The organism is Sphingopyxis sp. 550B, assembly GCF_057401805.1.
This window is the reverse complement of the sequence record NZ_CM171610.1, coordinates 3,760,856-3,772,290: the sequence shown is the minus strand read 5'-3', so window position 1 is coordinate 3,772,290 and position 11,435 is coordinate 3,760,856. Positions and strand designations below refer to the sequence as shown.

Below are 11,435 nucleotides of genomic sequence, written 5' to 3'. Positions count from 1 at the left end.
CCCTTTGGCCTAGGGTGGCCGAAATCCCCGGGGGTCGGAGGTAGAAAATGTCGAAATCCTGTCTGGTCGTCGATGACAGCAAGGTCATTCGCAAGGTCGCGCGCCATATCCTTGAAAGCATGGCTTTTGCGGTCGATGAAGCGGCCGATGGCCAGGAAGCGCTGCGCTTCTGCCGCGCCAACCGGCCCGACGTGATCCTGCTCGACTGGAACATGCCGGTGATGAGCGGCATGGAATTCCTGGGCGCCTTCAACGATCTCGATTTCGGGCACGACGAGCGCCCGCGCGTCGTCTTCTGCACTACCGAGAACAGCATCGACCATATCCGCGCGGCGATCGAGGCCGGCGCCGACGAATATGTGATGAAACCGTTCGACCGCGAAACGCTCGAAGGAAAGCTGCAACTCGTCGGCGTTGCCTGAGGCTGTTCGAGACCGCCGCATGACCCGGCCGCAACCCCGCCCGAACGATCCGCCGCCGGAAGAGGCCGGCCCGGTTCCGCGCGACGTGCGCGTGATGCTCGTCGACGACAGCCTCGTCGTGCGCAGCATCCTCGAACGCATCATCGAGCAGCGGCCGGGGCTCAGCATCTGCGCGTCCTTCGCCTCGGCGCAGGATGCGCTCGCCTGGCTGGCGCGCGAACCGGCCGACGTCGTCGTGCTCGACCTCGAAATGCCGGGAATGACGGGCATCGACGCGCTGCCGCTCATCCTCGAGCGCGCGGCGAATGCGCGCGTGCTGATCCTGTCGTCGAATTGCGTCGAGGGCGGATCGGCGGCGATCGACGCGCTGGCGCTCGGCGCCAGCGACACGCTCGCCAAGCCTGGGCGCGGCAGTTTCTCGGGCCGCTTTGCCGAGGTGCTGACCGATCGCATCCTCTCGCTTGGCCAGCGGTCGCCGGCGATCCCCGCCGCGGCGCGCGCCGTCTGCCGTCCGGCGCGGCTCGCGGCAGCGCCGGTGATCGATGCCGGCCAGCCGCTCGAATGCATCGCGGTGGCGGCTTCGACCGGCGGCATTCCGGCGTTCACGACCTTTCTCGCGCACCTCGATCCGCGCATTCGCGCGCCGATCCTGCTGACGCAGCATCTGCCCGACGCCTTCATGGAATTCTATGCACGGCAGATCGCGACGCTGACGACGCGCCGTGTCCATGTCGCGACGGCGGGGATGCCGGTCGAGGCGGGGCATATCTATCTGGCGCCGGGCGACGCGCATCTGGTGGTCGTCGCCAACGGTCGGCGGCGCGAGATCGCGCTCGACCGGCACCCGGTCGACAATGGCTGCTGTCCTTCGGCCGACCCGATGCTGGCGTCGGTCGCAGAGGTCTATGGCGAGGGCGGCGTCGCGGTGATCCTCAGCGGCATGGGGCGCGACGGCGCGCAGGGAGCCGCGCGCCTGAAGGCGGCGGGCGGCACGGTTTTCGCGCAGGCGCCCGAAAGCTGCGTGATATGGGGCATGCCCGGCGCGGTCAGTCGGACCGGGATTGCCGCGGCGACGCTCAACCCCGACGCGATCGCGCTGATGCTGGGCGGCAGCCTGGCGGGACGGTCGCGGCGATGATGGGCGGCGGCACGGCCAGCGAATCGGCCTATCGCGTCCTGATGAGCGTGCTCGAATCGCGCACCGGCCAGACGCTGTCGCCGAACCGCATCTGGCGGATCGAGATGTCGCTGAAACCGGTGTTGCAGCGGCACGGCATCGCCGACCTCGACACGCTGGTCGCCGCGCTCGTCACCGCGAACGGGCGGCAACTGCTCGACGACACGGTCGATGCGATGCTCAACAACGAGACCTTCTTTTACCGCGAACACAGCGTCTTCGACGATATTGCGGAGAAGGCGCTTGAATATCTTCGCGTGGTGAACGCGCGCCGGCGGCAACTGACGATCTGGCATTGCGGCGTATCGAGCGGGCAGGAAGCCTATTCGATGGCGATGCTGCTCGCCGAGCAGGGCGAGCGCTGGGCGGGCTGGCGCGTCGACGTCATCGGCACCGACGTCAGCCACCACGCCATTTCGCGCGCGCGGGTCGGGCTCTACAGCCAGTTCGAGATTCAGCGCGGGTTGCCGGTGCAGCGCATGGTCCGCTGGTTCGACCAGACCGAGGCGGGATGGCTCGCCAAGGCCGACCTGCGCCGCCGCGTCGACTTTTCGGTGCAGAACATGCTGATCGACCGGCCGCCGCTGGCCGCGCCGGCCGACCTGATCTTCTGCCGCAACCTGCTGCTCTATTTCGCGATGCCGATGCGGCAGAAGGCGTTCGCGCGGCTGCGCGCGATCGCGGCGCCGCAGAGTTTCCTTGTCCTCGGCGCCGGCGAGACGGTGCTCGGGCAGACCGACCAGTTCGTCGCCAGCCCGCGCCTGCGCGGCCTGTACGAACCGGCCGACCAGCAGGTGCGGCGCCCCGTCGCCGCCTGACCTTGCTTTTTGCGCCCCGCTGGCGCAGGGGAAAGAGCGGTTCCGCGCCGGGCCGGAACAATAATGGATCGCGAGAGGCATGGGCGATTTTATCGAACGCTGGTCCCCCAATTTCGACGAGCGCGCGCTGCCCATCTCGATGATCGTCCTGCATTACACTGGCATGAAGACCGGCGCCGAAGCCATTGATCGGCTTGCCGATCCCGCGGCGAAGGTTTCGGCGCACTATGTCGTCAGCGAGGATGGGCAGATCACCCATATGGTGCCCGAGGACAAGCGGGCCTGGCACGCCGGCAAGTCGCATTGGCGGGGCGTGCGCGATATCAATTCGGCCAGCGTCGGCATAGAGATCGTCAATCCGGGGCACGAATATGGCTATGTGCCCTTTCCCGACCCGCAGATCGCCTCGGTCGTCCGGCTCGTCCATCTGATCAAGGACCGCCACGGCGTCACGCGCGGCAATGTCGTCGGCCATTCGGACATCGCGCCGACGCGCAAGCAGGACCCGGGCGAACTGTTTCCATGGCACGAACTGGCGCGCCGCCGCCTCGCGCTGCCGCGCCCGACCAAGAAGCTGACCGATCCCTTGTGGACCGATGCGGGCTTCCTGCTCGCGCTCGAGCGCTTCGGCTACGACGTGACCGACGGCTTCGCGGCCACCGTGGCGTTCCAGCGCCGTTTTCGTCCCGAACTGATCGACGGCACGATCGACGGCGAATGCCGGGCGATCCTGCTCGCGCTGCTCTTGCCGCAGCCCGAGGGGGATTGAGCGGCGGGGTTCGGCCGGGAGCCGACCTATCATTCATCGTCACCCCGGACTTGATCGGCAATTATCCCTTTTAGACAAGTCACTGTTCCCCGGCGAAAGCCGGGGTCCAGATGGCACAGCGCTACCACGCATGGACCCCGGCTTTCGCCGGGGAACAGCTACCTACTTGCCTGAAGGGTATATATCCCACTTGATCCCGGTCCCGCTTGATGCCGAAGACCGGTCGATGCCCCAAAAAAAGCGGAATCCCGAATCAAGCCCGGGATGACGGAAGTGGAGGGGAGCTATGTCGGTTCCCCACCCCAAAGCCGACACTCCTACAATCGCTCGCAATTGCCCGCCATCCGCGCTATATGGCGCCCTGCCAGAGGGTCGGGCGATCGCCGCCGCGCAAGCGGGGGAGGAAAGTCCGGGCTCCACGGAAACCACGGTGCCGGATAACGTCCGGCGGGTCCGCTTTCGGGCGGGCTCAGGGAAAGTGCCACAGAGAGCAGACCGCCAAAGGCTTCGGCCCGGCGAAAGGTGAAAGGGTGCGGTAAGAGCGCACCGCGCGGACGGCAACGGACGCGGCACGGCAAACCCCACCGGGAGCAAGGTCGAATAGGGATGGCAAGAGGCAACTCAGGGCTGGTTCCGGCCCCGCCGTCCGGGTTGACTGCTTGAGCGTCCGGGCAACCGGCCGCCTAGAGGAATGATCGCCCATCCCCGCAAGGGGTGGACAGAACCCGGCTTACAGACCCTCTGGCGCCATACTCTCCCCACCTGCGCTGGAACCGCGCTTGCGGGCGGCGCGTTGCCTTTGCAGGCCAACGATAGGGAGCCCGGTCATGAAAGTCGTCGACGAACATGTCGAAGTCACCGATGAAGAAGCCACCAGCGCCGTCAAGGGGCACAATGTCCGCTATGTCCTCGCCATATCGCTCGCGGCGGTGATCGTCGTGCTGTCGGCGATCTGGATCGTCCCGGCGCTGCTGCAGCCCTGAACCCTCTCTTCCCTTCGTGTCGAGCGAAGGCGAAATACGAAGGGAATAAAGGAAAAGAGGCGGATTCGGCGGCGCTCGGCGGGCTGTCTCGTCCGTTCGTCATGCTGAACTCGTTTCCGCATCCATGGCCGGACCTCCCCTTTTGTACCGCATTTCATGCGAGGGCAGGCCACGGACCCTGAAACAAGTCGGCAATTATCCCTTTTCGACACGTCACTGTCCCCCGGCGAAAGCCGGGGCCCAGATGGCACAGCGCTACCTCGCATGGACCCCGGCTTTAGCCGGGGAAGAGGGTGGTGACGGGATAGACAGGGTAACGCGCAGACGGTGCTTCAACCTCATCCCGCGCCGGGATAGGCGATCGTCATCACTTCCCATTCCTTCGGGCCGGCGGGAAGCTGGACCGTGCGCAGGTCGCCGACCGCCGCGCCGCGCAGCGCGCGGGCGAGGGGGCTGTTCCAGCCGATCCGCCCGGCGCCGGCGTCGGCTTCATCGTCGCCGGTCAGCGTGACCGTGCGCCGCATGTTGTCCTCGTCGGCAAGCTCCACGGTGGCGCCGAACCAGATGCGGTCCCGGTCGGGCTGCGCCGCCGGATCGACGACGCGCGCCGCCTTCATCCGCCGCGCGAGGAAGGCGAGCCGCCGGTCGATTTCGCGCAGCCGCTTGCGGCCGTAGATATAGTCGCCGTTCTCGCTGCGGTCGCCATTGCCCGCCGCCCAGCTGATCGTTTCGACCAGCTTCGGCCGCTCCCCGCCCAGCAGCGCGTCATATTCGGCGCGCAGCGCGGCGAAGCCCGCCGGGCTGATGATGTTGCTCCTGTCCCCCGCCACGGGATTCAGCCGGGGTTCGACTTGCCGAGGTAGAAGCTCAGCGGCGCCTTGGGCAGCGCCCGGCCGCCTTCGCGCAGCGTGTCGTAGACGACGGCATTCTCAAGCACGCGCTGGACGTAGTTCTTCGTCTCGAAGATCGGGATCGCCTCGATCCAGTCGAGGATGTCGATCGCCCCCGTCCGCGGATCGCCGTTGGCGCGCAGCCATTTGTTCACATTGCCGGGCCCGGCGTTGTAGGCGGCGACGGCGAGCGGATAGCTGCCGCCGAAATAGCTGAGCATCTGCTGGAAATAGGTCGACCCCAGCGTCATGTTGTAGCCGGTGTCGGTGGTCAGCGATCCGGCGTCGTAGCCGAGCCCCAGCTTGCCCGCGACCTCGCGCGCGGTGCCGGGCATCAGCTGCATCATCCCGCGTGCGCCCGCATGGCTGACCGCGGCGCGATCGAACTGGCTTTCCTGCCGCGTGATCGCGTGGATGAAGGTCCAGTTGCCCTCATGGCCGGCGGGGACGCGGACGGTCGGAAAGCCCGACACTTCGACCGCGTCGAGGCTGTTCGCCTGCGCGCTGCGGCCGATCATCACGCCCAGGTCGGGGCGGCCGATCTGCTGCGCGAGCTGGCCCGCGAGCACATGGTCGGCGGGCGAGGTCGCCTTTTGCGCCAGCGCGCGCAGGAACAGCGACTGTTCGCGCCACGCGCCGATCTCTCCCAGCACGCGCGACGCGCGGACGAGGCGGTCGTCGTCGAACGCCGTTCGCTCGGCGCCGCTGACCTGGATGCTCGGCACCGGGGTCGGGCGCGGCTGCGGCCGGCCGAGCCGTTCGAGCGCGAGCTGGCCGTAGAACTGGTCGTAATGCTGCGCGGCGTCGGCGAAATGGGCGTTGGCGGCCGCGGCGTCGCCCGCCGCCAGCGCCGCGCGGCCGGCCCAGTAATAGCCCTTGGTGCGCGTCTGCGCCGAGCGGGCGGCGTCGCCATAGGCGCGGTAGAGCCGCACCGCTTCGGCCGGGCGGCGCAGGTCCTTGAAGGCGAGCTGGCCCGCGAGCCAGGCGAGCGAGGTGTAATCGTCGCGCACCCCCAGCGGCGTCTCGCGCACCACCGTGCCCGGCGGCAGCGCGTCGTCGATCTGCTTCGCGATATTGTAGGCGGTCAGCTTGTCGCCCGCCGCGTCGGCCTGCCGCGCGTTGGTCAGCAGCGTCTCGAGCCATTCCTCGGCATCGGTGGGAGGGCTCGCCAGGCTGCGCGGGCCCGCGAGCAGCGCGCGCGCCTCGCCGACGCGGCCCGACTTGCGCAGCCAGGTCGCCTTGGCGGTGATATAGCCGGGATCGGTGCGCAGGATCGCCGGGTTGGCCGCCTCGACCGCCGCGGCCTGCAGCGCGGCGTCGACCGCGGCGCTGCGCAGCGCGAGCCGCGCCGCGAACTGCGCGCGCCGTTCGGGCGAGGTGAAGCCGAGCTGGCGCGCCGCGGCGGCGGTGTTGTTCGACCACAGCAGCCGGTCCATCCGCGCATCATGGTCGGCGAGGCTCAGCGCGCCGGGGAAGAAGGAGAGCACGCGGTTGACCTCGCTCTCGTCGAGCGGCCCGCTCGTCCACGCGCGGCGGACGGCGGCATAGGCCTCGTCGCGGCGGCCCGAGGCGTTGAGCGCCAGCGCCATGCGCAGCTCGCCGCTCGGCGTCTTTGGCGGATAGGCCTGGAAATAGGCGAGGGTGCGCGCGGGGTCGAAGCTGTCGATCGCGATCGCCTTTTCGGCGCGGGTGCGCATCTTGTCCGCGTCGGGCCAGCCCTTGTTCGCCATCAGGAAGCGCGACAGGCGGTCGAAGGAGGCGCTCTGGTCCTGGGTCAGGCGCCGCCATTCCATCACCGCGTCGCCGACCGTATTGGTCGCCGTCGGCGGGGTGGTCGAGACCGACGCAAGCCCCATCTGGGCGCGATACCAGGCCATCTGTTCGGGCGTCAGTTCGCCGGCGGTCGCCATGGAGGGAAGAAGGAGCGCTGCAGCCAGCGCGAGACGGGAAACGGGGAACAGCGAGATCATGCCGGGCATTTTAGTGCCAAACTCCTTGCGGGGCGCTGAATAGGCGTTCATTAGGCGGCGCGCCGACCTTCCCTATCGGTTCCGGCGCTTTTTTGTAAAGGAGCGGAGCATGTTTTCGGGCTCGATTCCCGCCTTGGTGACGCCATTTCGCGATGGGGCGTTCGACGCCCCGGCCTTCGTGCGCCTCGTGGACTGGCAGGTCAAACAGGGGACGAGTGCGCTGGTCCCGTGCGGCACCACCGGCGAAAGCCCGACGCTGGGCTTCGACGAGCATTACCGGGTCATCGACGTCTGCATCGAGGCGGCGGCGGGGCGCGTGCCGGTGATCGCCGGCTGCGGGTCGAACGACACCGCGACCGCGATCCGGCACATGCGCCATGCGCAGGCGGCGGGCGCGGCGGCGGCGCTGGTCGTCGCCCCCTATTACAACCGGCCGACGCAGGACGGGCTGATCGCGCATTTCCGGGCGCTGGCCGACGCGAGCGACCTGCCGATCGTCGTCTACAACGTCCCCGGCCGCACCGTCACCGACATCGCGGCCGAGACGATGTGCCGGCTGGCCGAGATTCCGTCGGTGGTCGCGATCAAGGATGCCAGCGGCGACCTCGCCCGCGTCACCGTCCACCGGGCCGGGGCGGGCGCCGGTTTCTGCCAGCTCAGCGGCAACGACGACCTGTGGCTGCCGCACGCGGTGCTGGGCGGCGTCGGCTGCATCTCGGTGACCGCCAATGTCGCGCCGCGGCTGTGCGCCGATTTCGCCGCCGCCTGCGCCGCGGGCGACTGGAGCGGCGCGCTGAGCCTGCACGACCGGCTGTTCGCGCTGCACAAGGCGATGTTCTCCGACGCCTCGCCGGGGCCGGTCAAATATGCGCTGTCGCGCGTCCACGACTGGTTTTCGCCCGAAGTGCGCCTACCTATCATCCCGGCGTCGGATGCGTCGCGCCGGGCGGTCGATGCCGCCCTGTCCGCGGCGGGAGTGATTTAGGCTATGATCGCTATGTGGTCTTTCCCCCTCCGTTCGACGCGAATGGGGCAAGAGTTGGCATAAGGTTCAATTTTCAGGTTTCTCAATGGCCCGTCCGCAATCCGCCCCCGAATTCGACAAGAAGAAGGTCGTCGCCGAGAACCGGCGCGCGCGCTTCGACTATGCCGTCGAACAGGTGTTCGAAGCGGGCATCGCGTTGCAGGGGACAGAGGTCAAATCGCTGCGCTTCGGCGAGGGCACGATCGCCGAAAGCTATGCCGAGGTGGCGGGCGGCGAGGTGTGGCTGATCAACGCCAATATCCCCGAATTCAGCCACGGCAACCGCTTCAACCACGAACCGCGCCGGCCGCGCAAGCTGCTGCTGAACACGCGTGAGATCAACAAGCTGCACGCCGCCGTCGCGCGGCAGGGGATGACGCTGGTTCCGCTGTCGGTCTATTTCAACAGCCGCGGGCGCGCCAAGGTCGAACTGGCGCTCGCCAAGGGCAAGAAGGCGCACGACAAGCGCGAATCGATCAAGGAACGCGACTGGAAGCGCGACAAGCAGCGCCTGATGAAGGAACGGGGATGAGCCGCGGCGGCAAACCTCGCGATAAAGCCGCGGTGATGAACTGGATCCGCCGCAATTCTCCTTCGCGGGAAGAATTGCTGGAGAGCCGTTTCATTAAGCCCTTCGCGCATCGCGTCGCGCACAGCCATCTATGGCGCTTCACGCGGACGTCGGTGCCGCGCGGCACCGCGCTCGGGCTGTTCGTCGGCATCTTCTTCCTGATCCCCGGCGTCCAGATTCTGGGCGTCGCGCTGCTTGCGCTGCCGTTCCGCGCCAATATCCCGATCGGTGCCGCGATGACCTTCCTGTCGAACCCGGCGACGACGCCCTTCCTGATCGCGGCGTCGGTGTGGCTGGGGAACAGCATGTTCGGGCTGCACGCCAACGTCGCCACCATCTCGATCATGGTGGACGAAGGCGCGTCGGCGGGCGCGTGGGTGCGCTGGGTGCTGTCCGACGCGGCGCCCGCGCTGCTCGCGGGGTTGTTCGTCATCTCGGTCGTGTCGGCGGTGGTGGGCTATCTGCTCGCGGCGCTGTTCTGGGACAACTGGATCCGCCTGCGCTGGCGGCGCAAGCTGCGCCGGGCGCGCGACCAACGACATGAGGCATCGACGAGCGACGGGACGGCCGGTTGAACGCGCGGTTCGCGCGGGTATAGCTGTTTCCATTGTAACCATCTGCCCCGCGCGCCGGGGCCGTGGTCGCGCCCACCATCCTCTGGGGACCGTCATGACTCGTTCGCATATCTCTTCGCGCCTGTTCGCGACCGCCGCCGTCGGCGCGCTTCTGCTCGGCTTCGCCTCCTCCGTCACGGCGAAGGACGCCGCCAAGGCTCCGGCGCCCGCCGCCGATGCCGCCGCCGGGCCCGAGATCGGCGATTTCGGTTTCGACATGGCGGGCATGGACCGGGGCGTGAAGCCCGGCGACGATTTCTATGCCTATGCGAACGGCACCTGGGCAAAGACGACGGCGATCCCCGCCGACAAATCCAACTATGGCATGTTCACCGCGCTCGCCGACCTGTCGCAGCAGCGCACGCGCGAGATACTGGATGCGGCGAAGGGCAATCCGGACAGCATGATCGGTCGCGCCTATGCCTCCTATCTCGACGGCGCGGGGGTCGAAGCGAAGGGGCTGGCGCCGATCGAGCCCTGGCTGAACAAGGTACGCGCCGTCGACAAGGCCGGGCTGGCGGCGCTGCTGGCCGAGGCCGACCGCAACGGCATCTCGCATTTCTTCGGCGGTTATGTGGGGCAGGACGACAAGAATCCCGACGTCTATATCTACACCATGGTTCAGGGCGGCATCGGCATGCCCGACCGCGATTTCTACCTGAAGGGCGGGGACCGCAACACGGCGTTGCAGGCCGCCTACCTCCGCCACCTCGAAAATATACTGACCCTCGCGGGCGAAAAGGACGCCGCGGCGCGCGCCCGGGCGCTCTACGATTTCGAGAAGCGGATTGCCGAGGTTCACTGGGACAAGAACGACAGCGGCGACGCGACCAAGGTCTATAACAAGATGACGATCGCCCAACTCGTGCAGGCAGCGCCGGGCTTCGACTGGACGACCTTCATCCGGGGCATCGGGGTCAAGGAGGACAGCCTGCTCGTGTCGCAGCCGAGCGCCTTCACCGGCGAGGCGAAGCTGATTGCCGAGGCGCCGATCGGCGTGATCCGCGACGCGCTGCTCGTCCGCAGCCTCGACGATTTCGCCGACGTGCTGCCCGACGCGGTGGCGCAGGAGGCTTTCGCCTTCCACGGCACCGCGCTGTCGGGAACGCCGGAGATGCAGGAGCGCTGGAAGCGCGCGGTCGATTTCGTCAGCGACCATATGGGCGAGGCGGTCGGCAAGGATTATGTCGCCAAATATTTCCCGCCCGAAACCAAGGCGGCGATGGACGGGCTGGTGAAGAACGTCCTCGCCGCGCTCGACGAGCGCATCGGCCACCTGACGTGGATGCAGCCCGAAACCAAGGTGAAGGCGAAGCGCAAGCTTGCCAACTTCACCACCAAGATCGGCTATCCCGACCGCTGGAAGGACTACAGCACGCTCGAAATCCGTGCCGACGATCTGTTCGGCAACGCGCTGCGCGCAAACCAGTTCGCGCATGACGACAATATCAGCCGCCTCGGCGGGCCGATCCGCCGCTGGGAATGGGGAATGACCCCGATGACGGTCAATGCCTACGCCAATTTCGGGATGAACGAGATCGTCTTTCCCGCGGCGATCCTGCAACCGCCCTTCTTCGATCCCAGGGCCGATGCGGCGATCAACTATGGCGGCATCGGTGCCGTCATCGGCCACGAGATCAGCCATCATTTCGACGACCAGGGCGCGAAATATGACGAGACCGGCAAGCTGTCCGACTGGTGGACCCCGGCCGACGTCGCGGCATTCGATGCGGCGGGCAAGGCGCTCGTCGCGCAATATGACGCCTATGAAGTGCTGCCCGGCGAACATCTCGACGGCACCTTCACACTCGGCGAGAATATCGGCGACCTCGCGGGGCTGACCATAGCCTATGACGCGTACAAGGCGTCGCTGGGCGGCAAGGCGGCGCCGGTGATCGACGGGCTGACCGGCGACCAGCGCTTCTTCCTTGGCTGGGCGCAGGTGTGGCGGCGCAACTACCGCGAGCAGAATCTGTCGCAGCGTATCACCACCGACCCGCATTCGCCCTCGATTCAGCGGGCATGGGTCTCGCGCAACCTTGACCCTTGGTATAAGGCCTATCAGGTAAAGCCGGGCCAGAAGCTGTATCTGGCGCCGAAGGACCGTGTCCGCATCTGGTGATGCGAAACAGGAAAGACTGCCCTTGACCGCGACGACCCTGCCTTCCGCTGACGCCGAACTCGGCAGGGGGACGGG

Annotated in this window: 11 protein-coding genes and 1 other RNA gene; 10 read left to right on the top strand and 2 right to left on the bottom strand. The window is 67.5% G+C overall.

What is annotated here, in order from left to right; all coding sequences use genetic code 11:
- The first annotated feature begins 47 nt into the window (after nucleotides 1-47).
- The 6 genes from AC2S9W_RS17440 to AC2S9W_RS17415 all read left to right on the top strand — a co-directional run bounded on the left by AC2S9W_RS17440 (nucleotide 48) and on the right by AC2S9W_RS17415 (nucleotide 4,169).
- Nucleotides 48-422, top strand: a complete 375-nt coding sequence (locus AC2S9W_RS17440; RefSeq protein WP_067113125.1) for a response regulator — start codon at nucleotides 48-50, stop codon at nucleotides 420-422.
- 19 nt (nucleotides 423-441) lie between these two features.
- A complete protein-coding gene (gene cheB, locus AC2S9W_RS17435) occupies nucleotides 442-1,560 on the top strand; it encodes a chemotaxis-specific protein-glutamate methyltransferase CheB (protein WP_083675124.1) in 1,119 nt (372 codons plus the stop codon).
- Nucleotides 1,557-2,417 (top strand): CheR family methyltransferase, encoded by an 861-nt coding sequence (locus AC2S9W_RS17430; protein ID WP_486571344.1) that lies wholly within the window; start codon nucleotides 1,557-1,559, stop codon nucleotides 2,415-2,417. The genes cheB and AC2S9W_RS17430 overlap by 4 nt, the downstream gene beginning before the upstream one ends.
- A 79-nt stretch (nucleotides 2,418-2,496) precedes the next feature.
- Nucleotides 2,497-3,186, top strand: a complete 690-nt coding sequence (locus AC2S9W_RS17425; protein ID WP_076076065.1) for an N-acetylmuramoyl-L-alanine amidase — start codon at nucleotides 2,497-2,499, stop codon at nucleotides 3,184-3,186.
- A 364-nt stretch (nucleotides 3,187-3,550) separates the two neighbouring features.
- Nucleotides 3,551-3,935, top strand: an RNA gene (rnpB, locus tag AC2S9W_RS17420) — RNase P RNA component class A.
- A gap of 78 nt (nucleotides 3,936-4,013) precedes the next feature.
- Complete coding sequence (locus AC2S9W_RS17415) at nucleotides 4,014-4,169, top strand: hypothetical protein (RefSeq protein ID WP_156483147.1); 156 nt, start codon at nucleotides 4,014-4,016, stop codon at nucleotides 4,167-4,169.
- Between the two features lie 338 nt (nucleotides 4,170-4,507).
- Here the strand turns inward: AC2S9W_RS17415 and greB are convergent, their stop codons facing one another.
- Both greB and AC2S9W_RS17405 read right to left on the bottom strand, forming a co-directional pair.
- The gene (gene greB, locus AC2S9W_RS17410; RefSeq protein ID WP_076076063.1) at nucleotides 4,508-4,999 is read right to left on the bottom strand and encodes a transcription elongation factor GreB; all 492 of its coding nucleotides are present in this window, start codon (nucleotides 4,997-4,999) and stop codon (nucleotides 4,508-4,510) included.
- 5 nt (nucleotides 5,000-5,004) lie between these two features.
- On the bottom strand, nucleotides 5,005-7,038 hold the full coding sequence (locus AC2S9W_RS17405; RefSeq protein ID WP_076076060.1) for a lytic transglycosylase domain-containing protein: 2,034 nt from the start codon (nucleotides 7,036-7,038) through the stop codon (nucleotides 5,005-5,007).
- 100 nt (nucleotides 7,039-7,138) lie between these two features.
- On the opposite strand from AC2S9W_RS17405, the gene dapA reads away from it, so the two are divergent.
- The 4 genes from dapA to AC2S9W_RS17385 all read left to right on the top strand — a co-directional run bounded on the left by dapA (nucleotide 7,139) and on the right by AC2S9W_RS17385 (nucleotide 11,360).
- Entirely contained in the window at nucleotides 7,139-8,014 is an 876-nt protein-coding gene (gene dapA, locus AC2S9W_RS17400) for a 4-hydroxy-tetrahydrodipicolinate synthase (protein ID WP_076076057.1), read from the top strand.
- 85 nt (nucleotides 8,015-8,099) lie between these two features.
- Nucleotides 8,100-8,585, top strand: a complete 486-nt coding sequence (smpB, locus tag AC2S9W_RS17395; RefSeq protein ID WP_067110614.1) for an SsrA-binding protein SmpB — start codon at nucleotides 8,100-8,102, stop codon at nucleotides 8,583-8,585.
- Nucleotides 8,586-8,620: 35 nt separating this feature from the next.
- Nucleotides 8,621-9,199 (top strand): DUF2062 domain-containing protein, encoded by a 579-nt coding sequence (locus tag AC2S9W_RS17390; RefSeq protein ID WP_067110663.1) that lies wholly within the window; start codon nucleotides 8,621-8,623, stop codon nucleotides 9,197-9,199.
- Between the two features lie 94 nt (nucleotides 9,200-9,293).
- A complete protein-coding gene (locus tag AC2S9W_RS17385) occupies nucleotides 9,294-11,360 on the top strand; it encodes a M13 family metallopeptidase (protein WP_486571343.1) in 2,067 nt (688 codons plus the stop codon).
- The last annotated feature ends 75 nt before the right edge of the window (nucleotides 11,361-11,435 follow it).